The 21,601-nt window shown below is 59.5% G+C and carries 20 protein-coding genes; 4 read left to right on the top strand and 16 right to left on the bottom strand.

All coding sequences use genetic code 11. The features are described from left to right. Positions 1-31: 31 nt before the first annotated feature. The 3 genes from mscK (at position 32) to trxC (ending at position 5,423) form a co-directional block, all read left to right on the top strand. Positions 32-3,340 (top strand): mechanosensitive channel MscK, encoded by a 3,309-nt coding sequence (gene mscK, locus Q1W15_RS19195; RefSeq protein WP_300731021.1) that lies wholly within the window; start codon positions 32-34, stop codon positions 3,338-3,340. 92 nt (positions 3,341-3,432) lie between these two features. Beyond that, a complete protein-coding gene (selO, locus tag Q1W15_RS19200; protein ID WP_300731023.1) occupies positions 3,433-4,896 on the top strand; it encodes a protein adenylyltransferase SelO in 1,464 nt (487 codons plus the stop codon). Positions 4,897-4,982: 86 nt separating this feature from the next. Continuing rightward, entirely contained in the window at positions 4,983-5,423 is a 441-nt protein-coding gene (gene trxC, locus Q1W15_RS19205) for a thioredoxin TrxC (protein ID WP_300731025.1), read from the top strand. Here trxC and Q1W15_RS19210 read toward each other — a convergent pair. Further along, positions 5,420-6,193, bottom strand: coding sequence for a ParA family protein (locus tag Q1W15_RS19210; protein WP_300731027.1), 774 nt, complete (start codon positions 6,191-6,193; stop codon positions 5,420-5,422). The two genes, trxC and Q1W15_RS19210, sit on opposite strands and share 4 nt — an antisense overlap. 111 nt (positions 6,194-6,304) lie before the next feature. Then, complete coding sequence (locus tag Q1W15_RS19215; protein WP_300731029.1) at positions 6,305-7,213, bottom strand: LysR family transcriptional regulator; 909 nt, start codon at positions 7,211-7,213, stop codon at positions 6,305-6,307. A gap of 221 nt (positions 7,214-7,434) precedes the next feature. Here Q1W15_RS19215 and Q1W15_RS19220 point away from each other — a divergent pair, with 221 nt between their 5' ends. Further along, the gene (locus Q1W15_RS19220; RefSeq protein WP_300731067.1) at positions 7,435-8,613 is read left to right on the top strand and encodes an MFS transporter; all 1,179 of its coding nucleotides are present in this window, start codon (positions 7,435-7,437) and stop codon (positions 8,611-8,613) included. 9 nt (positions 8,614-8,622) lie between these two features. On the opposite strand, the gene gspM is transcribed toward Q1W15_RS19220, so the two are convergent. The 14 genes from gspM to hemE all read right to left on the bottom strand — a co-directional run bounded on the left by gspM (position 8,623) and on the right by hemE (position 21,470). Then, the gene (gene gspM / locus Q1W15_RS19225; RefSeq protein WP_300731031.1) at positions 8,623-9,066 is read right to left on the bottom strand and encodes a type II secretion system protein GspM; all 444 of its coding nucleotides are present in this window, start codon (positions 9,064-9,066) and stop codon (positions 8,623-8,625) included. Next, positions 9,063-10,166, bottom strand: coding sequence for a type II secretion system protein GspL (gene gspL, locus Q1W15_RS19230; RefSeq protein WP_300731033.1), 1,104 nt, complete (start codon positions 10,164-10,166; stop codon positions 9,063-9,065). The genes gspM and gspL overlap by 4 nt, the downstream gene beginning before the upstream one ends. Beyond that, the gene (locus Q1W15_RS19235) at positions 10,163-11,020 is read right to left on the bottom strand and encodes a type II secretion system protein GspK (RefSeq protein WP_300731035.1); all 858 of its coding nucleotides are present in this window, start codon (positions 11,018-11,020) and stop codon (positions 10,163-10,165) included. Before Q1W15_RS19235 ends, gspL begins: the two co-directional genes overlap by 4 nt. After that, positions 11,020-11,568 (bottom strand): type II secretion system minor pseudopilin GspJ, encoded by a 549-nt coding sequence (gene gspJ, locus Q1W15_RS19240; RefSeq protein ID WP_300731036.1) that lies wholly within the window; start codon positions 11,566-11,568, stop codon positions 11,020-11,022. Before gspJ ends, Q1W15_RS19235 begins: the two co-directional genes overlap by 1 nt. Continuing rightward, a complete protein-coding gene (gene gspI / locus Q1W15_RS19245) occupies positions 11,561-11,929 on the bottom strand; it encodes a type II secretion system minor pseudopilin GspI (protein ID WP_300731038.1) in 369 nt (122 codons plus the stop codon). Before gspI ends, gspJ begins: the two co-directional genes overlap by 8 nt. Continuing rightward, positions 11,919-12,392 carry a type II secretion system minor pseudopilin GspH gene (gene gspH, locus Q1W15_RS19250; RefSeq protein ID WP_300731040.1) on the bottom strand — a complete coding sequence of 158 codons (474 nt, stop codon included), beginning with the start codon at positions 12,390-12,392 and terminating at the stop codon, positions 11,919-11,921. Before gspH ends, gspI begins: the two co-directional genes overlap by 11 nt. A 3-nt stretch (positions 12,393-12,395) precedes the next feature. Next, positions 12,396-12,836 carry a type II secretion system major pseudopilin GspG gene (gene gspG, locus Q1W15_RS19255; RefSeq protein WP_300731042.1) on the bottom strand — a complete coding sequence of 147 codons (441 nt, stop codon included), beginning with the start codon at positions 12,834-12,836 and terminating at the stop codon, positions 12,396-12,398. Between the two features lie 3 nt (positions 12,837-12,839). After that, positions 12,840-14,051: a type II secretion system inner membrane protein GspF gene (gspF, locus tag Q1W15_RS19260; protein WP_300731044.1), complete on the bottom strand. Its 1,212-nt coding sequence runs from the start codon at positions 14,049-14,051 to the stop codon at positions 12,840-12,842. Positions 14,052-14,053: 2 nt separating this feature from the next. Then, a complete protein-coding gene (gspE, locus tag Q1W15_RS19265; protein ID WP_300731046.1) occupies positions 14,054-15,526 on the bottom strand; it encodes a type II secretion system ATPase GspE in 1,473 nt (490 codons plus the stop codon). Further along, the gene (gene gspD, locus Q1W15_RS19270) at positions 15,523-17,397 is read right to left on the bottom strand and encodes a type II secretion system secretin GspD (RefSeq protein ID WP_300731068.1); all 1,875 of its coding nucleotides are present in this window, start codon (positions 17,395-17,397) and stop codon (positions 15,523-15,525) included. The genes gspE and gspD overlap by 4 nt, the downstream gene beginning before the upstream one ends. A gap of 32 nt (positions 17,398-17,429) precedes the next feature. Continuing rightward, on the bottom strand, positions 17,430-17,954 hold the full coding sequence (locus Q1W15_RS19275; protein WP_300731048.1) for a type II secretion system protein N: 525 nt from the start codon (positions 17,952-17,954) through the stop codon (positions 17,430-17,432). Then, positions 17,951-18,463: a cytochrome b/b6 domain-containing protein gene (locus tag Q1W15_RS19280; protein ID WP_300731050.1), complete on the bottom strand. Its 513-nt coding sequence runs from the start codon at positions 18,461-18,463 to the stop codon at positions 17,951-17,953. Before Q1W15_RS19280 ends, Q1W15_RS19275 begins: the two co-directional genes overlap by 4 nt. A 72-nt stretch (positions 18,464-18,535) precedes the next feature. Then, positions 18,536-20,008: an N-acetylglucosamine-binding protein GbpA gene (gbpA, locus tag Q1W15_RS19285; RefSeq protein WP_300731051.1), complete on the bottom strand. Its 1,473-nt coding sequence runs from the start codon at positions 20,006-20,008 to the stop codon at positions 18,536-18,538. Between the two features lie 394 nt (positions 20,009-20,402). Further along, positions 20,403-21,470 (bottom strand): uroporphyrinogen decarboxylase, encoded by a 1,068-nt coding sequence (hemE, locus tag Q1W15_RS19290; protein WP_300731052.1) that lies wholly within the window; start codon positions 21,468-21,470, stop codon positions 20,403-20,405. Between the last annotated feature and the right edge of the window lie 131 nt (positions 21,471-21,601).

Genomic DNA, 21,601 nt, shown 5'->3' on the forward strand with positions numbered 1-21,601 from the left:
CCAAATTCCTACGCCTGTCTGACCGGTATCTATGCCCACTCTGCGCCCGTTGTTGTTTACAGTCCTGCTCGGCCTGAGCCTTTGCGTTGGCACGCTTCAGGCAGCCGAGCCGCCTTCCCCGGAATCGGTCCAGCAAAGCCTCGACAAAATTGCCGACCGAAAGCTGCCCGAGGCCGATCAGAAAGCCCTGCAGGGGGTGCTGGAACAAACCCTTAACCTGCTGGCCAGTAAAGCCGATTACGAACAGCGCCTGAGTGCGGTCAAGCAACAGCTCGAAAGCGCACCGCGCCAGACCAGCGAAAATCAGCGCGAGCTGGCCCGCCTGAAAGCCACCCCGCCGGTACCCGTGGCACAGCGTTACACCACCTTGTCGGTGCCCCAGTTGGAACAGTTGCTGGCCGACCGCACCACCCAGCAAGGGGAATTGCAGAAAGCCCTGGCCAACGCCAACAGCATGAGCATCGCCGCCCAAACCCGGCCCGAACGGGCACAGGCCGAGATCAGCAGCAGCCAGACACGCATTCAACAGATCAACACCACGCTCAAGTCAGGCCGCGAGAACGGCAAGGTGCTGACGGCCGATCAGCGCAATCAACTGAGCGCCGAAGCCGCCTCGCTCAACGCGCTGATTGCCTTGCGCCGCCAGGAACTGGCCGGCAACAGCCAGTTGCAAGACCTGAGCGGCAGCCAGCATGACCTGTTGCTGGAAAAAACCGCCCGCCAGGACAAAGAGATTCAGGACCTGCAAACCCTGATCAACCAGAAGCGTCTGGCGCAGTCGCAACAGACCGTGACCGAGCAATCCATCGAAGCGAAAAAGTCGGGCAGCAGCAGCTTGCTGGCCACCGAAAGCGCGGCCAACCTGAGGCTGTCCGACTACCTGTTACGCAGCACGGACCGGCTTAACGAAGTCACCCAGCAGAACCTTGAAACCAAGCAACAACTGGACAACATCACTCAGAGCGATCAAGCCCTGGATGAACAAATCAGCGTACTCAAGGGCAGCTTGTTGCTGTCCAAGATTCTTTATAAGCAAAAACAGGCCTTGCCCCGCCTGCAAAAAATGGACAAAAACCTGGCTGACGAAATCGCGGATATTCGTCTTTACCAGTTTGAGGTCAACCAGCAGCGCGAACTGATCAGCAACCCGACCTCCTACGTCGATAACCTGCTGGCCACACAACCGCCCGACCAGATCACCCCACAACTGCGCAAAACGCTGATTGAGCTGGTGAATACCCGCAGCGATCTACTCGACCGCCTGAACCGCGAGCTGAGCGCTCTGCTCAACGAAACCATCACCTTGCAACTGAACCAGAAACAATTGCTCAGCACCGCCCAGAGCCTGCGCGCCACGCTGGATGAGCAAATGTTCTGGATCCCCAGCAATAAACCGCTGGACCTGGAATGGCTGGAAAGCGCGCCGCGCCAGCTCAAACAGCAGATCGTGACGTTGCCCTGGGCCTCCAGCCTTGGGGAACTGCGTGAAGGCCTGGCCCAGCGGCCGCTGCTGTTTTTACCGTTGGTGCTGCTGATGGTGGCCCTGCTGTGGAAGCGCAATTACCTCTATACCAAGTTGAACGAGATTCACCAGGACATTGGCCATTTCAAACGTGACAACCAATGGAACACACCGCTGGCGATTTTGATCAACATCCTGCTGGCGTTGCCCGTCTCCATGGCGCTGGCCCTGTGCGGGTACGCGCTACAGAGTGACGCGCGCGGGATGAATGCCGACATGGGCGCGGCCCTGATCCAAATGGCGGAAACCTGGCTGGTGTTTTATACCGCCTACCGGATTCTGGCCCCGGGTGGCGTCGCCGAATTGCATTTTCGCTGGGAGAAACCCCAGGTGGCGTTCCTGCAGGGCTGGATTCGACGCTTGGGCTTGGTGGTACTGGCCCTAGTTGCCGTGGTCGCCTTTGCCGAACAGCAACCGGCGGCCCTGGCAGACGATGTGCTGGGCATCGTCGTCGTATTGAGTTGTTACGCCGCGATGGCCTGGTTGCTGTGCCGCCTGCTGCTCAACGACTTCGAGACTGAAACCAAAGCCTATCGCTTGCGCAAATTGCTGGGCTTTGCGTTCGCCTTGCTGCCACTCGCGCTGTTTGTGGCCGTGTGTTTCGGCTACTACTACACCGCCCTCAAACTCAGCGACCGGCTGATCAACACCCTGTACCTGCTCATGCTGTGGTTGGTGATCGAGGCGGCCTTTGTGCGCGGCCTGGCCGTGGCGGCTCGACGCCTGGCTTACCAGCGGGCCTTGGCCAAACGCCAGGCGGCTAAAGAGGCCGGCGAAGGGAACGAGATCGTCATCGAGGAACCAACGCTAGACATCGAACAGGTCAACCAGCAATCCCTGCGACTGATTCGTCTGACCCTGCTCGCATGCTTTGTCGGGGTGCTGTACTGGGTATGGTCCGACTTGATCTCGGTATTCTCTTACCTGGACAACATCACCCTGTACGAATACACCAGCGGCAGCGGTGCAACGATGAGCATGGTGCCTATCAGCATTGGCGACGTGCTCGGCGCGCTGGTCATCATTGGCATCAGCATTGCCCTGGCGCGCAACCTGCCGGGGCTGTTGGAAGTGCTGGTGCTGTCCCGGCTCGACCTGGCCCAGGGCAGCGCCTACGCCACCACCACCCTGCTCACTTACGTGATCATCGGCATCGGCTTTGTCGCGACCCTTTCGACCCTCGGGGTGAGCTGGGACAAACTGCAATGGCTGGTGGCGGCCCTGTCGGTCGGGCTGGGTTTCGGCATGCAGGAAATCTTCGCCAACTTTATCTCCGGGATCATGATCCTGTTCGAACGCCCGGTGCGTATCGGTGACACCATTACTATTGGCAACCTGTCCGGCACCGTGAGCAAGATCCGGATCCGTGCGACCACCATCACCGACTTCGACCGCAAGGACATCATCGTCCCGAACAAAACCTTTATTACCGGGCAACTGATCAACTGGTCGCTGACCGACACCATCACCCGCGTCACACTCAAACTGGGCGTCGATTACGGCTCGGACCTGGACCTGGTCAAGCAACTGCTGCTCAAGGCCGCCCAGGAAAACCCACGCGTGCTCAAAGACCCCGAGCCCCACGTGTACTTCCTGAACTTCGGCCCAAGCACCCTGGACCATGAACTGCGCATGCACGTGCGCGACCTGGGTGACCGCAACCCGGTGGTCGATGAGGTCAACCGCTTTATCAACCGCGAATTCAAGAAGCACCACATCAACATCTCGTTCCAGCAGATGGAGGTGTACCTCAAAAACCTGGAAGGCCAGGAATACAAGCTGGTACCCATCGACCCGCAAGTGCCAAAAACGGACTGACACCCCCGTGTAGGAGCGAGCTTGCTCGCGATCTTTTGATCTTAAAACCTACACCGGTTTATGGGATACACACATTTTTCTGGAGGCCGCCAATGAAAGCCCTCGATGAACTGATCTTCGATAACCGTTTCGCGCGTTTGGGTGATGCGTTTTCGACCCACGTGCTGCCCGAGCCCATCGATGCACCGCGTGTCGTGGTTGCCAGCGAGGCGGCCCTGGCCTTGCTCGACCTCGACCTCGCCGCCGCCGAAGACCCGGTGTTTGCCAAACTGTTCGGCGGGCACACGTTGTGGGCCGATGCAGAACCCCGCGCCATGGTCTATTCCGGGCATCAGTTCGGCAGCTACAACCCGCAATTGGGAGACGGCCGCGGCTTGCTGCTGGGCGAGGTGTACAACGATGCCGGTGAGCATTGGGACCTGCACCTCAAGGGCGCGGGCATGACGCCCTGGTCGCGCATGGGCGACGGGCGCGCCGTATTGCGCTCATCGATCCGTGAATTCCTGGCCTCTGAAGCTTTGCATGCGCTGGGCATTCCCAGCAGCCGCGCCGCGTGCGTGATCGGCTCTGACACCGTGGTGTGGCGCGAAAAACAGGAGCGTGCCGCCATGGTGCTGCGTCTGGCGCAGAGCCATGTGCGTTTCGGGCATTTCGAATACTTCTATTACACCCAACAGCCCGAACTGCAAAAACAACTGGGCGAACATGTGTTGGCGATGCACTTCCCCGAGTGCCTGGAGCAATCGGAACCTTACCTGGCGATGTTCCGCGAAGTGGTCGAGCGCAACGCCGCGCTGATCGCCCAATGGCAGGCCTACGGCTTTTGCCACGGCGTGATGAACACCGACAACATGTCGATTCTGGGCATGACCTTCGACTTCGGCCCGTTTGCCTTTCTCGACGATTTTGACGCGGGCTTTGTCTGCAACCATTCCGACCATCAGGGCCGTTACGCCTTCAGCAACCAAGTGCCCATCGGCCAATGGAACCTCAGCGCGCTGGCCCAAGCCCTCACACCGTTTATCACCGTTGAAGCCTTGCGCGAAACCCTGGCGCTGTACCTGCCGCTGTATCAAGCCCATTACCTGGACCTGATGCGCCGCCGGCTGGGCCTGACCACCGCTGAAGACGGCGATCAGCAACTGGTCGAGTCGCTGTTGCAGCGGATGCAAGGCAGCCACATCGACTACACCCTGTTTTTCCGCCACTTGGGTGATGCCCCCGCCGCGCAGGCCGTGGCACGTTTGCGCGATGAGTTTATCGACCTCAAGGGCTTTGACGACTGGGCCGGGCGCTATGTGGCCAGGGTCGAGCGCGAAGGCCCGACGGATGAAACCGCCCGCCGCGAACGCATGCACGCGGTCAACCCGTTGTACATCCTGCGCAATTACCTGGCACAACAAGCCATCGGCGCGGCTGAAGCGGGTGATTACAGCGAAGTTAAGCGATTGCACACCGTGCTGACCCAACCGTTTACCGAGCAACCGGGCATGGAACGCTATGCCCAGCGGCCGCCTGAATGGGGCAAGCACCTGGAAATCAGTTGTTCATCGTAATGAACGGCGCCGATACAGCGCACACAACACGGGTGGCACATTGGGCCATCCTCTGCTGAACTGACCCTCTTTCGTGGAGAACTGTCATGACCGACCCGCTGCTGATTCCCTGCCCTCACTGCAACGGCCTGAACCGCATCCCCGCTGCACGCGTGGGCGAGCATCCGAAATGCGGCCGCTGCAAAAATGACGTGCTGCTGACTCACCCCTTCGAGCTGAAGCAAACGGACTACGCCAGCCAGATCAAGGGCAACCTGCCGCTGTTGATCGACGTCTGGGCTCAATGGTGCGGGCCATGCAAAGCCTTTGCCCCGATTTTTCAACAGGCCGCCAGCCAGTTGGCGGGCAAGTGCCGGCTGGCCAAGCTCGACAGTGAAAGCAACCCGCAACTGGCCGGGCAATTGGGCATTCGCTCAATCCCCAGCCTGATCCTGTTTAAAAACGGTCAGGAAATCGCCCGTCAAAGCGGTGCCTTCCCATTGCCCCAGCTCAAGGCCTGGCTGCAAAGCCAGGGCGTCAGTGCTTAGGCGTTCTGATCCAGGTAGTCGTGCAGTTCAATAAACTGCTGGGTCAGTTTGTGGCGCGGGTCGAAATGCATCAGGGGCTGACACGCCTGGTGCGATTCGCGCATACGCACGGAACTGCTGAGGTACACCGGTAATACCGGCAGGCCTTCAGCCATCAATTCGTCGAGCATTTGCTGCGGCAAACTGGCCCGGGCCTGAAACTGGTTGACCACGATGCCTTCGACCAGCAGGTCTTCGTTGTGGTCTTCTTTCAAGTCTTCGATTTCAGCCAGCAGGCCGTACAGCGCCTGGCGTGAAAACGTGTCGCAATCGAACGGGATGAGTACACGATCACTGGCGATCAACGCCGATACGGCATAAAAGTTCAGGGCCGGAGGCGTATCGATGTAGATGCGGTCATAGTCGTCGGCCAGTTCATCCAGCAACTTACGCAGCTTGTTGATCTTGTGTTTGGCTTCGAGCTTGGGCTGCAAGTCCGCCAACTCGGCGGTGGCCGTGATGACGTGCAAATTCTCGAAGGGTGTTTCGTAAATATCGACCCGTTTCTTTTTGGAGCCCACGCTCGCCGACAAGCTGTGCTTGAAGAATTCGGCAATCCCCATGGGGATGTCGTCTCCGGTGAGCCCGGTGAGGTACTGAGTGGAGTTGGCCTGAGCGTCCAGGTCTACCAACAAGGTGCGGTAGCCTTCACTGGCACTCACCGCAGCCAGGTTACAAGCGATACTGGACTTACCCACACCGCCTTTTTGATTGAACACCACGCGACGCATTTCAAAACCTCCGTGTATCGATAAGTGCCCGAGTGTAGTTGGCCTTTGCGCGGCTTCGCTACCTTGCCGCGAAATGAACCACAGCTTTCTGCGCAACAACCGACTTTCACCTCACGCACGCGCCGGTGCCGTCACGGTTTTACGGGTCAATAATTCCGCAAACGCCTGCGCCATTGGCGACGCATGGTCTTTACGCTGCACCAGCAATACGGCCGTGTTGGCGTCCGGGTCCAGCAACGGCCGGTACACCACGCCATTAATGCGCATGTGCTGGAACGACGCCGGCAACACCGACACCCCCAGCCCCGCCGAAACCAGCCCGATAATCGTCATGGCCTCCCCGGCTTCCTGCGAGAAGTGCGGGCTGAAACCTGCCTGGCGGGCCAGGCTCAACAGTTGCGCATACAAGCCGCTGCCGTAACTGCGCGGAAAGAACACAAAAGGCTCCTCAGCCAACGCCGACAGATACAACCCCTCTTCACTCCCTTGCGCCAGCGGGCTATCCGCCCGGATGACCGCAACCAAAGGCTCACGAAACAACTCCGTGACCACCACTGAGTCGGGCAATAACAAGGGCCGAATCATGCCCACTTCGAGGCTCTCATCCAGCAGGCCGTCCAGCACCTCGCGGCTGCTCATCTCCTGAAGGTTGAGGTGCACCGCCGGGAACGCCTGACGAAAGGCAAAAATTGCCTGGGGAATACTCGAACTGAAGGGGGCCGACGAGGTGAAGCCAATCTTCAACTCGCCCAGCTCACCCAATTGCGCGCGGCGGGCCACATCGGCAGCTTTATCCACCTGTGCCAGCACCAGGCGCGCCTCTTCCAGAAACAGCCGCCCGGCTTCGCTCAGCTCGACGCGGCGGTTGGTGCGGTCGAACAATCGCGCCCCCAACTCGTTCTCCAGCGCTTGAATTTGCTGGCTCAGAGGCGGTTGGGAAATGCCCAGTACCTGAGCCGCCCGGCCAAAGTGCAGCTCTTCGGCCACAGCAATGAAGTAGCGCAAATGGCGCAGTTCCATACCTTCTCCATTAGGTCGTAAAACCTATTAAACAGGTCGAATAATATATTGGAAAGAATCGTTAGCCACCTATACTCTTTTGTCATTGCCGCTCGGCTTTACGCCTGTTTGAGGTCCCCGTGAAAACTGCTTTTGCTCCTCTTGCCCACGAAGTTACCCCTTCAGCGCTGGATGATGCTGTCGCTCAATTCAATGACGTGTTTATCGAAAAAGGCACCCCGATGTTCATGCGCACCGTGCTGGCGCTGTTCTCGGGCGGGTTTGCGACCTTTGCGCTGCTGTACTGCGTGCAGCCCATGATGCCGATACTGTCCCATGACTTCGGGATTAACGCGGCGCAAAGCAGCCTGATTCTGTCGGTGGCAACCGCAATGCTAGCCATCGGCCTTCTGATCACCGGGCCCATTTCTGATGCCTTCGGGCGTAAACCGGTGATGGTGTTTGCGCTGTTTTCGGCGGCGCTGTTTACCGTACTCAGCGCCCTGATGCCCACCTGGGAAGGCGTGCTGATCACCCGTGCGTTAGTGGGTTTATCGCTCAGCGGCCTGGCCGCCGTGGCCATGACTTACTTGAGTGAAGAAATTCACCCGCAGCACATCGGCCTGGCAATGGGCCTGTATATCGGCGGCAACGCCATTGGCGGCATGAGTGGGCGGTTGCTGAGCGGGGTATTGATCGACTTTGTCAGTTGGCACACCGCAATGCTGATCATCGGCGGGCTGGCACTGCTGGCGGCGGTGGTGTTCTGGAAGATCCTGCCACCCTCACGCAACTTCCACGCCCAACCGATGAAACCGCGCAGCCTGTTGGACGGCTTTACCGTGCACTTTCGCGATGCCGGTTTGCCGTGGCTGTTTCTGGAGGCGTTCCTGTTGATGGGCAGCTTTGTGACGCTGTTCAACTACATCGGTTATCGCTTGCTGGCTGACCCTTACAACATGAGCCAGGCGATGGTCGGCTTGCTGTCGGTGGTGTACCTGTCGGGTATTTACAGCTCAGCGCAAATTGGTGCGCTGGCCGACAAACTGGGGCGCCGTCGGGTGCTGTGGGCGGTGATTGTGCTGATGCTGATCGGGATGGCCATCACCATGCTCGAACCCATCGCCTTCGTCATTATCGGCATGGTGCTGTTCACCTTTGGCTTTTTCGGGGCTCACTCGGTGGCCAGCAGTTGGATCGGCCGGCGTGCCACCCGCGCCAAGGGGCAAGCGTCATCGCTGTACCTGTTCAGTTACTACGCCGGGTCGAGTATTGCCGGGACGTTGGGCGGCGTGTTCTGGCACCTTGGCGGCTGGAATGGGATTGGCCTGTTTATCGGCGGGTTGCTGGTGATCGCCCTGCTGGTGGCGCTGCACCTGGCCCGACTGCCCGTGCTGCCAGGCAACGCAAAAGCCGCCTGAGCCGCCGGTTCAGTTGTTGAGGTAGAGGCGAGCCTCAAGGCTGGCGTCGCGTTTATCCAGGGCCAGGCTTTGAAATACCGCGCCTTCGTGTTCGATGCGGTTGAGCCACGCCAACAGTGTCACGGCATCGCCACTCAGGGTGATGCGCACCCCGTCCGCGTCCAGATCAAATTGCTGCACCGCCAGCCCTGCGCTGGCGGCGCTTTCGCTGAGGCGGGTCGACAGGGGTTGGTCAAATACCGGAGCCGCCCGCACAGGCCGGGCCTGCTGTAATTGTGTGGCCAGCGCCAACTGTTTGTCATACAGCCTGTGAGCCGCCGCCTGGCGTTGCTGCGCGGGCAACCACAGGCCGTACACCCCGACAATCACCGCCAAAAACACGGCAAGCACCCCGCACAATTGGCGGTCACGCTGCGGCAATTGTCTCCATCGTCCAATCAAACGAGCCTTCATAGCGTGTCCTCCAGGGTCAGCAGCGCAGTGACCCGGTTACCCTGCTGGCTCGCATTCGCCACCGTGACCGCCAAGGCTTGCTGCACAGAACGCTCACGCAAGCGCTCCAGCTCGGCAAAGCTGCCGGCCGAAATGGCGAGGGTCCAGCCCGCGGCGGCGCGCCATTCCATGCGCTGCACCTCGACACCGCTGGCACCTATCACGCGCTCGGAGAGTTGCAACAGACGCGTCAGGTGGCCGTCCACAGGCGCGCTGCCCCGTTGTTGCAAAGCGCTGAATTGCGCCGACAGGTCAACGATACGGTCTTGCCCGGGGTACAGCGCTTTGAACCGGGCTTCGCTCTGGGCATACAACTGCGCGGCCCGCGCCTCCAGAAAGCCACTGCGCGCATGGGTAAAGCCCAGCGCCAACGCAAAGGCCAGCACCCCGGTGCCCCCCAGGGTTCGCCACGGCCAACGGCGCGACGCGGGTTTGAACGGGCCTTGCAATAAGTCGATACCCCGCGTCGGGGTCATGCTCAAGCACTGCTCGGCCTCGACACCGCCCCATGCCATATCGGCCGGTAACGCGCTGCCGAGCACGGCCAGGTCGGCGTCTGACAACGCCAACCGTACGTCTTGCGCGCCGCCAATGATCCAGCGCCCGTCCCACCACAAGCCGCCGGGGCGATCAGCGGGCAACAGGTCCGCGTCCGCCTGCACACTCACCACCCTCAAGCCTTGGGTCTTGAGCAGGCTCAGCAGGTGTTCGAGCCGTTGCTTGGCGATAATCAGCAAAGGGTAGCGCTGCTGCGCGTCCTGGGGGCCCACCGCGAAGTGCAGGTCTTCGAGGTCATTGGCCAACTGCTCCTCCACCGCAAACGCCAGGGCTTGCACAGCGGGTTGCCGCCGCCCGGGCCAAGCCTCTGTGAGCACGTAACTGCACAGCTCCATCGGCAGGATCAGCTTGACTGCGCACCCGTGTAACGCTGCGCAGGCCTCGCTGAGCGGGGCATGGCACAGGTTCAAATCCGCGTGCCAGAAGCACACAGGCGCATCGTGAATATCAGGGTTTTCAGCACCGGCGAAGCCCGCCGCACTCAGATAAAGCCAACTGTTCATGGAAGAGGTCCGCTGTGTGTAGGTGCCAGAAAACGCCGTTGCAAAATGCGCCACTGGCCACTTTTTTTGTCCCGTGCCACGTCGCTTTCGAGGCGCAGTTGGCCTTGCCCCACACGCACCTGCGTGGTGAGGCGGAGCTGGCGACTCGTGGTACCGAGCCCGGCGCTGTTAACACCCAGCCCGATCAGGGCCGGGGCCAAGATAAAGTCTTCGACCCGGGTGTAGCCTTGCGCCGGGCGCTGCGCCACCAGCGCTTGAGCGACAACCGGCGTTACGCCTTTAAGGGTCGCCAATACCGTGGCCGAGGCGGTGTTGATATTCAGTGTCGCGGTGCCGTCCAACAGCACAATCCAGGGCTGCAGCCGGGCGTAGGTCTGCGCGTCGACGCCGGGGACCTGGCGCAATTGGCTGATGTCACTGAACGTCATGCCTGCCAATGCATCGGCTCTGAGAGGGGTGAGGCCCAACCCGGTTTGCAGCCGCTGCCAGCGTTGCGCTGTCACCTCGTCAGGCCCGTTACTGGCCAGTAACGGGCGAATATTGAAGCGGGCGGCCAGGTCTTCGACGCTGACATCAATCTGGCCTTGCTCAAGCAGCAGCGGCGGTTGCACGCCCACCCACGCTGGCCCCAACACCAGCGCCGCCTTGGGGTCGTTCATCACCACCTGCAAGCGTTGCAGGCCCCAGGCCTCACCCGCCAGCCCCAGTTGCCGGAGCTGCAAGTGATGGAGTTGCTGGCCGCTGCTGCCAAGCGCCAACCGATGGCTGCGCAACATGCCCGCCGTGATCAGCAGTGCCAGGCTCATGACCAGTAGCACGGTAATCAACGCCACGCCGCGCTGGGTACCGGGCACTACTCGCCCTCCGGCAACAGCAGAACACGGCGAATCTGCTCATAGTTGCCAACCGAAAATTGCACGTCCAGTGCGCTGGGCAGGGCTTTGCCGGTGGTCCACTCGCCACGCCAGCCGGTTTCGCTGCCGTACACGCGCCAGCGCAAGTCCCTGACTCCGCTCAGTACTTTCTGAGCCTGAATATCTGCCAGCCCCAGCCCTTGGCTGCGACGCCAGAGCACGCCGTTTTCAACGCTGTAGGTGACGTCTTGCACCTCGCTGCGCGGCTGTCCCAACGGGTTGCGCCAATTGCCTCGGCGCAAGGTGAGGCGGTCAGGGTGCACGCTCAGTCCCGGGTGTTTTATTGAGGTTTGCACCTGCAGCACATCGCGCTCAATTAACGCGACGGCACGCTGAAGGTTGCGCAATGCCTGCTCATGGGCGCTGCTGCTGCGCTCAGCCCGCACCACGACGTCGAACAACTGCCAGCAACCCAACCCCAACAGCGCAAAAACCGCCATGGCGATCACCAGTTCAAGCAAGGTAAAACCCGTCTGGGACTTAGTCATGGTGGATGGCAACCCACTGCGTGACGGTTTCGAGCACCTGGTCGCTGCCCGCCGGGCTGACGCTCAGCTCAACCCGCAAAAAACCACTGCCTGTCCCGGGCTCGACCTTACGGGTAAGGGTCCAATCGCGCTGGGCATAGCGGGTCTCGAAGCGCTGGCTGCCCACCGCCAAAGGCGCGTGCTGCAGTTTCAATTCCGTCAGGTGGTTATCCGCCAGCCACGCGGCCAGCAAACGCGCTTCAACCCGCGCGCTTTGCCCCAGCACAAACTGGCTGGCAGACGTGACCGCAGCCGACAACGTGGCGAACACGGCCAGGGCGATCATGACTTCCAGTAACGTAAAGCCTTTCTCAGCCTTCATCAGACACCTGCGGCGCATTGAGCCCATCACTGGCGAGGGTGAGCCAGCGCTCGGGCGGGCTGTCGAGGTGCAGCTCAAACGCGGTGCTTTCATCACTGCTTAGCCACAGCAACTGGGGCGTTGGCGACGTGCCCGACAGCGGTTGCGCGTGCCCGTCCAGCGTCAAGGCCAAAACCAGCCCGTCCGGTATGTGCACGGGCCGTTCAAGCGGTTGCCAGCGTTCACTATCAAACCCCATCAATTGATAACTGTCGGGGGTCAAGCGCAGGCCGTATTCCTGGCCGTCGAGTACGGCTTTCTCACGCAACCCGTGCATCAAGCGCAGCAGCACGTCAGCCTCCTGACGGGCCTGCCGGGGGCGGTTATCCCCCAGGCTGATCTGCACCACTGAAATGAGCACGCCGATCACTACGATGACCACCATCATTTCGATCAAGGTAAACCCGGCCATCGCCCGACGCATGGCTCAGTCGCTCCAGTTGCCGATGTCAGCGGCGTAGCCCTCGCCCCCCGGCGCACCGTCCGAGCCATAGGAAAACAGGTCATAGCCTGCGGAATGGGAGCCCGGGTTGAGGTATTGGTACGGCGCACCCCACGGATCCAGCGGCATGCTTTTGAGGTAGCCCTGCGGGTTCCAGTTTTTCACGACCGGTGTACCGCTCGGGCGTTTGCTCAAGGCTTCGAGGCCCTGCTGGGTGGAGGGGTAATTGAAGGTGTCGAGACGGTACATCTCCAGGGCCGTGGAAATGGCCTGAATGTCCGTCCGGGCGGCCGTCACTTTGGCCTGGTCCGGGCGGCTCATGAACTGCGGCACGACAATGGCACCCAGCACGCCAATGATCACCACCACGACCATGATTTCAATCAAAGTAAAACCGTGCTGCGAAGCTTTTGAGGGGTATTTCATCGGTCAATTCACCCATTGATTAAGGCTGAGAATCGGCAACAGAATGGCCAGCACTATCAACAACACCACGCCGCCCATCAGCACCAACATGATCGGTTCACAAAGGCTCACCACCAGCGCGATGCGCGCGGCGAGGGTTTTTTCCTGCTGCTCGGCGGCCCGCGCCAGCATGCTGTCCAGTTCACCGGCGCGCTCGCCGCTGGCGATCAGGTGCAGCATCATCGGCGGGATATCGCCGCTGCGTTCCAGCCCTCGGGCCAGCGTGCCGCCCTCGCGTACAGAACGCGCCACATCGAGCATGCGTTGGCGAATCGCCAGGTTGGAAATCACCGTGGCGGCGATCTCCAGCGCGTCCACCAAAGGCACCGCACTGCGGCCCAAAATGGACAGGGTGCTGGCAAAGCGGGCCGCTTCCATCGCCCGCAAAACACCGCCCGCCAGCGGCACGTTGAGTAACAGCACATGCCAGCGCAGCTTCAGTCGAGGCTGACACAACGCCCAACGAGCAGCGCTCACCCCCGCGATGACGGCCAACAGCAACAGCCAACCCTGTTGGCGCAGGCCATCGCTCAGAGCAATCAGGGCGCGGGTCAGGAAAGGCAACGGCTGGCCACTGCCGATAAAAATCTTGACGACGTCCGGCACCACATAGCCGAGCAGAAAGCCAACGATGACAAACGAGGTGATCAACAAAATCAGCGGGTACACCAAGGCCAACTGGATTTTTTGCCGCGACATCTGTCGGGCTTCGGTGTAGTCGGCCAATTGCTCCAACACCTGCCCCAAATAACCGCTGCGTTCCCCCGCCGCCACCGTGGCGCGAAACAAGTCCGGGAACGCCCGGGGGAACGCGGCCAGTGCGGTTGCGAGGGCATGGCCCTCGGTGACGCGGCTGCGCACGGCGGCCAGCACCGCGCTGACGGCACGCTTTTCACTTTGCGCGGCCACCGCCCCCAGCGCTTCTTCGAGGGGCAAACCCGCTTGAATCAGGGTCGACAATTGCCGCGTCAGCAGCGCCAGGTCGGTCACGCCCAACCGCGTTCGCCCCTGTGCAGGCTGACCCGGCTGCCCCGAATGTTTCGCGGCAGTCAATTGCGTCAGACGCAACCCGCGCTCGCGCAGCAATTGCCGTGCATGGCGTGCGCTGTCGGCCTCTTGCACGCCCCGGCAACGGCGTCCGTTGACGTCATGGGCCTGATAGTCGAAACCGGGCATGTTCAGTCCTCCTGTGTCACGCGCAGCAGTTCATCGACACTGGTCAGGCCCTCGAGCACCAACCGCTGCCCGTCCTGAAACAGGCTGTGAGACTGCTGACGGGCTTCACGCGTGAGGTCCGTTTCACTGGCACCCTGATGAATCAGCCCGGCCAGTGCCGAAGTGATGCTGACCAGTTCATAAATGCCGGTACGCCCGCGATAGCCTTGCTGGCAATGGCCGCACCCGTGGGCGCGATACAGGGTCAGCGCGGCCTGCGGTTCGGCACCCAGCCGCAGGCAGGTCGCCGCCTCGGCGGTGTAAGGCACCTTGCAATCGGCACACAACGTGCGCAGCAACCGCTGCGCCAGAATGCCCACCAGTGAGGATGCCAGCAGGTAGGCATCCACCCCCATGTCCACAAGGCGGGTGACGGCGCCGATGGCGCTGTTGGTGTGCAGTGTGGAGAGCACCAGGTGCCCCGTGAGTGACGCCTGTACCGCAATGTCGGCCGTTTCAGGGTCACGGATTTCACCCACCATGACCACGTCCGGGTCCTGACGCAAAATGGCCCGCAGCCCACGGGCAAAGGTCATGTCTGCTTTGGTGTTGACCGGTGTTTGGCCAATGCCCGGCAAGTGGTACTCCACCGGATCTTCCACGGTGAGGATGTTGCGCGTTTGGTGATTGAGATGGCTCAAGGCCGCGTACAGGCTGGTGGTTTTTCCCGAGCCCGTAGGCCCCGTGACCAAAAATATGCCGTGGGGGCGCGCCAGAATGTGCTCAAAGCGGCCCAGGGTTGCAGCCGGCATGCCCAGGCATTTCAAGTCCAGACGCCCGGCCTGTTTATCCAGCAACCGCATCACCACGCGCTCGCCGTGGGCCGAGGGCAAGGTCGAAACCCGTACATCAACTTCATGGCCCGCCAGGCGCAGGCTGATGCGCCCGTCTTGCGGTACACGTTTTTCCGCGATATCGAGCCGGGCCATGACTTTGATCCGCGACACCAGCAAGTTGGCCAGTTCGCGCTTGGGCCGCAGCACCTCACGCAGTTGGCCGTCGATGCGCATGCGTACCGCCAGGTAATGCTCGAAGGTTTCAAGGTGCACGTCGGAGGCTTTTTCACGCATGGCTTCGCGCAGCAAGGCATTGATCAGACGAATGATCGGCGCATCACCTTCCTGCTCCAACAGGTCAGCCGTTTGCGGGACTTGCTCGGCAAGGCTCATCAGGTCGAGTTCGTCATCCAGGCCCAGGGCCACTTGCTCGGCCGCGCTATGCCCGGCGCTGTAACTGCTGGCCAAGCGCTGGGCAAAGGCTGCATCCGCCAGGCTCAGCAACGTCACCTCACTCCCCGCCCAGCGCCGGGCTTCGGCCACCGCGCTCAAGGGCGTGTCGGCACGCATGACCAACTGGGCCGGGGTGGTCGAAGTATCCAGCAGCAACCCATGACGCCGGGCGTAGCTAAAAGGCAAACGCGCGAGGGGCACCATCATGGCTGCGCAGCTTTGGGTTGGCGCAGGTCAACGGTGCCTGGGGCTTGCTGAGGGGCGTCGAACAGATGGTGCGGGTCACTGGGCAACAGCAGCGAATTACTGTCTTTTGGCCCCGGCTGGCTGAGCGAGCGCAACGCGTTGTAGCGGTCATCGCTGATGTCGCGAAGGTCGGTCTTGCTACGCACAATGGTCGGGCGCAAGAAAATCATCAGGTTGGTCTTGGTGTGCGAGTCCTTGTTCCAACGAAACAGGGCACCCAAATACGGAATGTCGCGCAGTAAGGGCACACCGCTGACCTGGGTACGCACGCTGTCCTTGATCAACCCGCCGATCACAATGATTTCGCCGTCTTCAGCCAGAATGGTGCTTTTAAGCGCGCGCTTGTTGGTAATCAAATCGGTTGAATCGACCCCTTGCAACGAGGGAGCCAGCTCGGAGTTCTCCTGCTCGACCTCCAGCCTCAGCGAAGTGCCATCATTGATGTGCGGCTTGATCTTCAAGCTGATACCGATGTCCTGACGTGTCACGGTGGTGAAGGGGTTTTGCGAGCCCTCGCCCGTGGCCGTGTAGGAACCGGTTTTGAACGGCACGTTTTGCCCTACCAGAATCTCGGCCTCCTGGTTGTCCAGGGTCAGTAGGCTTGGCGTGGACAGCACGTTGTTGTTGGTGTCGCTGGCCAACGCCGAAATCAGCGCGTTGAAACGGTCGCCGCCCAGTTGCAGCACAGCCCCTTCCGGAAGTTTGACGTCACTTGCCGACAACCCGCCGATCTGAACATTGGTACCTGGAAAGGTAACAGCGCCCTGGGCACTGCCCGAATTAACCCCCCATTGCACGCCCAGGGTTTCAACGATATCCCCTGAAATTTCGACGATAGCGGCGTGAATCAGTACCTGAGAACGGGGTTGATCGAGTTGTTGCACGATGCGCTCCAGCGTTCGCACCTGCACCGGGTCCGCCATGATCACCAACGCATTTTGGCTTTCATCCGCGGCGACCTTCACGTCACGGCTCGACGCCTTCTGCGTGGCCCCGGCCAACGCGGTCTCTTGCTTGATCCCTTGCCCTACCGCTTCCAGCACCTCGGCTAATTGCTTGGCATCACTGTGACGAAGGCGAATCACCCGCGCGTTTTCCTGCTCGGCGTTGGCCGGGGTATCAAGCGTTCGGGCCAACGTGACCAAACGCTTGCGCACGGTGTCGCTGCCCAGAATGATCAGGCGATTGGCCGACGAATCGGCGATCACTTGGCTCTTCGCACCGGTGGTTTTCTTGTCCAGCGATTGCTCCATGACTTTGGCAATGTCACTGGCCACGCCATGTTTGAGCGCTACGACCGTATGGCCATACTGCGTCCCCGCGTCCAATTGGCGGACGATGCCGGCGATACGTGCCGTATTGCCCGCCGTGTCAGTAATAATCAGGGCATTGGCAGAGGCCGATGGCCCCACATACCCATTGCTCGACACCAGCGGCCGCAACAGGTTTGCCAGATCAGCCGCCGTGCTGGCATTGAGTTCAATCACCTGCGTGACAAAGCCCTGAGCCGGAGCGGGCTTGGCCTGCGGGTCAGACGCGCGCACCTTGGCCTCGGCGGCGGGAATAATCAGCAAGCGGTCGCCTTGGTCAATAATTGAAAACCCATGGGCATCGAGTACTGAGTAAAACAGCCGGCGGACCCCTTCACGGTCCAGATCCTGATCAGATATGACCGTTATCCGCCCCTGAACCCGAGGGTCGAGGACCACGGTCTCGCCCAGTGCCGAAGACATTTCCTGCACCACATCACGCAGTTCGGCATCTTTCATCGCCAGCCGCCAAAACTGATTCTCGGCCAGCGTTGAACGCTGGAATACCATCGCACCGATCATTAAGGCGCTGATGCAACACACACGTGACAGGGTCATGGCGTCTCTCGGAGGGTTGGGGAAGGAGGCCGTAGGTAGCGGGGGGTACCAGGCGTATTCAGACGTGCTGCATCCGAGGTCGAAACCAGGTGCCGGCTTGCGGGCTTCAACGTCAGGCGTTCTTCACGGCCGTTGCGCCATAGCACGACATGGTCGACTTCGATACGCCGTAACACGCTGCCACCCGGCAGTTGCTCGCCGATCTGAAAAAAACGTGCTCCCTGAGCGCCTGCCAACAAGGCTTGAGAAGGGCCTTGGCTGGAAACAAAACTGGCGCGCAACTGCAGTGACTCAGCGCTGTTCACCCGCCCGCCCCCGGCATCGAAGCCCAGTACGGTGACGATCGCAGCAGGGTTGAAACGAATGGCGTCGGGTGCCGCGGGTGCAGGCGCAGAAGCGGCAACGGGCGATGCGGCCACAGACTGGCGAAACACGTGTTCCTGAAACGCTTGATAAGCGCCATAGCACACCGCCAGCATCCACAACGCGCCACTCAGTGCCAAGGGGCCGTAACGACTCACGTAAACATACGTTGCAAAAGGGCACGGCCCGACAGCTGATGCTTGATCGCCGCGCCGACATGAACCGTCACCAACAACGCCAAAACCGCGCACGCCTGGGTATGAAGCAGAGCGAACCGTTTAATCCATACAGAATCGGTAAGCGGTTGAGGGAAGGTGAACACATTAAAAAAATTGATCGGGCCGCTCATCATCAAAATACCTGTAACCAGTACCGTGATAACGACCAGATAGATCAGGGTGTGAATAATAAAAGCCAACCACGGCATCAGTTGCCTGGATTCGGCAACCGCGTGAATGCCTCGCCCAAACGATATAAACAACCTCGGCACGAAAACCCCCATCAACAACAGACTTAGTGAGACATTAAATTCACTTACATATTGTTTTGAGAGCGCTGATACATTAACCAGCGCCACATAAAACCCCGAAACCAACAACCACACAATCAATAGCGCCGACAGGCCGTGAAGTATTTTTTGCGTTACTGTATAAGTCCTTACACTCATAACAATAATGACTCCTGGGGCAATATGTGGCCGGGCTATTGACCATCAATAGCCCGGTGTATCAAGAAGTGCTTACTGCTCAGCCCACGTTATTTCCCAATCTGAACCGGTACCCGGTTCGTATTGAGTCGAGCTCGGCGTGTATTGAGTGCAATAGCCACCATTACCAATCGGAAGGCACTCGTATACTTTTCCAGTCTTTTCCTGCAGAACACGTGTTCCGACGGTGTAGTTCTTCAAGCCTTCAGGGAATACCGCATCGTACTCCTGAGAAGCACCCTCGCCGGTCATCGACAGCTCTTTGAGTTCCTGAAAGTTCTCGCGGCCATTTTCACTGGTAGCGATCAGCTTCAACGAGTGAGCACCCGGTGCACTTTTAACCGCAATGCTCAGCGGCGTAGTGGTTGCGTCGACCGTTTGTGTCGTCACGCCGACAGCCTTATCGGCTTCGTTAAACACAGTGGCTTCAACGGTGATTTTTTTGTTGGTCATCACCGTGAATTCAACATTGGTACGGCCCTTGTCCAGCACGTATTGTGGTGCCACATTATGGACATGCATGTAGGCATTAGGGTCTGGTACCAGGGTGGTTTCCATCTGGTAAGTCGTAATGCCACTTTCAGGCTTCACATACAGAATGTTGGTGCCCTTGATCGGCTCAATGGCTCCCTCTTCGTTACGCACACCGGCACGAATAGGCTTGTTTGCAGCATTCACAGCTTCAGCCAGTTTGAAGGACACGTTGGCAGGTTTGCCCTCTTCAACGCTGGCAATGCCCACGCTGAAGCTGTTCTCAGGGCTTTCGGCACTCCCCACAAAGGCACGCGCCTTGATCGTGTCACCCGGCAGCAATGCCTGGTTTGGCGAGATAGCCCCAACGTTGGTCCAGCCATCCGGGTCCGGAGCGGCAGCGACGATGTTGACGTCGACAACGTTGTAGAAAGCGGCACCGGTGTCATCAACAGTCCATGCACCCAGAATGACGTGCTGACCGTTGCGGTCTGCAGGGATCACACAGTCATGTTTTTGCTCGCCTGGGCCATTGCCGCCCGCAGGGCCATCAATCGGTACACCGCCGCCGAATTCGACGCTGCAAAACGGTTCTGCGTCAAAGGTATCGCGAGTCAGTGGCTTGTTCGCGCTCCAGCCCGCTTTGGTGATGAAATACTCCCAGCGAGTAGTCTTGTGGGCAGCGGTGTAAAACCAGCCGAACTTGATATTGCGATCGGTGATATCTGTCGAGTGCCAACGCGTGGCCGATTGAGCATCCAGCACTGCAAACGGAGCCAGGCCGCCACTTGCAATTTTACCGTCAGCAGGGCCGCTGGCCGGGTAGCCCTTTGGAGCCTCACCCACAGTTTGTGGCTCGTACTGGGCTTGGCCACAGTTGGCATTTAGCCCGAGCTTGCAAGCATAAGCGCGCGAAGGCGGTTCGCTCATATAACCATGAGCGGCAACCTGTTGCGAGGCAAACAAACTTGCCATCAATGCCAACGAGGAGGCACACCCCATCAACGTACGCGATTTCGCGTGTGTAAACTTCATCTTTAAACTCCAGATCGGCTTATATCAACTAACAGTATTTATGGGGACAACACACTGTACGAAACATCAGCGCCCAAGAAGCTCCAGAAAACCAAAAAGATTCTTGAGACCTGAGAGAAAGCACAACCTGGAATCTTTAACTCACCCCAGGAATAAGTACTTACTTGAAGCGAAACGAATTCTACGAGTCTGGAATATTAATGATGTAGGACATTCCCTACATAGCTGTAGTAATAAACTTAAATACGGAAAAAAACCTTAAGACGCCGATCTGATTCTTATTTAAAAAATATAAAAGCCTTACATAAAAAATAGAATAATTACTCCAAATCTAGAAATAGCGCGAAAACTAAAACGCCCGGCATAGGCCGGGCGCTTCATTTAACTCATGCGATTAAACGTGATACTGCGCCGAAAACTCATGAACCGCGCTGATAAAAGCACCCGCGTGCTCAGGCTTCACTTCTGGCGTGATGCCGTGCCCCAAGTTGAATACATGGCCGGAGCCTTTGCCATAGCTGGCCAGAATGCGTTTGACTTCAGTACGAATCGCTTCCGGGTTGGCGTACAGCACCGTCGGGTCCATATTGCCTTGCAACGCAACCTTATTGCCGACACGACGGCGCGCTTCACCCAAATCGCAGGTCCAGTCCAGGCCCAGTGCATCGGCACCGGCATCCGCAATACTCTCCAACCACAACCCACCGTTTTTGGTGAACAGGATCACCGGCACCTTGCGCCCTTCGTGCTCGCGGATCAGGCCGCTGACGATTTTGCGCATGTAGGCCAGGGAGAACTCTTGATACGCCGCTGATGACAGGTTTCCGCCCCAAGTGTCGAAAATCTGCACCGCTTGCGCGCCCGCCAGGATTTGGCCGTTGAGGTACGAGGTGACCGACTGCGCCAGCTTGTCGAGCAGCAAGTGCATGGCCTGCGGGGTGTCATAGAGCATGGCTTTGGTTTTGCGGAAATCTTTGGACGAGCCGCCTTCGACCATGTAAGTGGCCAAGGTCCACGGGCTACCCGAGAAGCCAATCAGCGGCACACGGCCGTTGAGTTCGCGGCGAATGGTGCTGACCGCGTTCATCACATAACCGAGGTCTTTTTGCGGGTCGGGAATGGGCAGTGCTTCGATGTCGGCCAGGGTGCTGACCACCTTTTTGAAGCGCGGACCTTCGCCCGTTTCAAAATACAGGCCCTGCCCCATGGCATCGGGGATGGTCAGAATGTCCGAAAACAGGATGGCCGCATCCAACTGAGGGAAGCGGTCCAGAGGCTGCATTGTGACTTCGCAGGCGAATTCGGCATTCTTGCACAGGCTCATGAAATCACCGGCCTTGGCGCGGCTGGCACGGTATTCCGGCAAGTAACGGCCGGCCTGACGCATCATCCAGACAGGCGTTACGTCTACGGGTTGCTTGAGCAAAGCGCGAAGGAAACGGTCATTCTTGAGAGAAGTCATGTCAGCATCCGGAAAAAAAGTGAGGGCATTTTCTCAGAGACAGACGCAAAAGGCACGGCAAGAGCCGTGCCTTTTATCTATCGGGGCGATTTGACGCAGGGTATACAACCCCCACCGCCCTGTAGGAGCGA

Origin of the sequence: Pseudomonas sp., assembly GCF_030150285.1 — a bacterium.
Classification (GTDB): Bacteria; Pseudomonadota; Gammaproteobacteria; order Pseudomonadales; family Pseudomonadaceae; genus Aquipseudomonas.

Coding starts and splice junctions, on each gene's coding strand:
- mscK (WP_300731021.1), top strand. CDS start 32: ATGCCCACTCTGCGCCCGTTGTTGTTTACAGTCCTGCTCGGCCTGAGC.
- selO (WP_300731023.1), top strand. CDS start 3,433: ATGAAAGCCCTCGATGAACTGATCTTCGATAACCGTTTCGCGCGTTTG.
- trxC (WP_300731025.1), top strand. CDS start 4,983: ATGACCGACCCGCTGCTGATTCCCTGCCCTCACTGCAACGGCCTGAAC.
- Q1W15_RS19210 (WP_300731027.1), bottom strand. CDS start 6,193: ATGCGTCGCGTGGTGTTCAATCAAAAAGGCGGTGTGGGTAAGTCCAGT.
- Q1W15_RS19215 (WP_300731029.1), bottom strand. CDS start 7,213: ATGGAACTGCGCCATTTGCGCTACTTCATTGCTGTGGCCGAAGAGCTG.
- Q1W15_RS19220 (WP_300731067.1), top strand. CDS start 7,435: ATGTTCATGCGCACCGTGCTGGCGCTGTTCTCGGGCGGGTTTGCGACC.
- gspM (WP_300731031.1), bottom strand. CDS start 9,066: ATGAAGGCTCGTTTGATTGGACGATGGAGACAATTGCCGCAGCGTGAC.
- gspL (WP_300731033.1), bottom strand. CDS start 10,166: ATGAACAGTTGGCTTTATCTGAGTGCGGCGGGCTTCGCCGGTGCTGAA.
- gspJ (WP_300731036.1), bottom strand. CDS start 11,568: ATGACTAAGTCCCAGACGGGTTTTACCTTGCTTGAACTGGTGATCGCC.
- gspI (WP_300731038.1), bottom strand. CDS start 11,929: ATGAAGGCTGAGAAAGGCTTTACGTTACTGGAAGTCATGATCGCCCTG.
- gspH (WP_300731040.1), bottom strand. CDS start 12,392: ATGCGTCGGGCGATGGCCGGGTTTACCTTGATCGAAATGATGGTGGTC.
- gspG (WP_300731042.1), bottom strand. CDS start 12,836: ATGAAATACCCCTCAAAAGCTTCGCAGCACGGTTTTACTTTGATTGAA.
- gspF (WP_300731044.1), bottom strand. CDS start 14,051: ATGCCCGGTTTCGACTATCAGGCCCATGACGTCAACGGACGCCGTTGC.
- gspE (WP_300731046.1), bottom strand. CDS start 15,526: ATGATGGTGCCCCTCGCGCGTTTGCCTTTTAGCTACGCCCGGCGTCAT.
- gspD (WP_300731068.1), bottom strand. CDS start 17,397: ATGATCGGTGCGATGGTATTCCAGCGTTCAACGCTGGCCGAGAATCAG.
- Q1W15_RS19280 (WP_300731050.1), bottom strand. CDS start 18,463: ATGAGTGTAAGGACTTATACAGTAACGCAAAAAATACTTCACGGCCTG.
- gbpA (WP_300731051.1), bottom strand. CDS start 20,008: ATGAAGTTTACACACGCGAAATCGCGTACGTTGATGGGGTGTGCCTCC.
- hemE (WP_300731052.1), bottom strand. CDS start 21,470: ATGACTTCTCTCAAGAATGACCGTTTCCTTCGCGCTTTGCTCAAGCAA.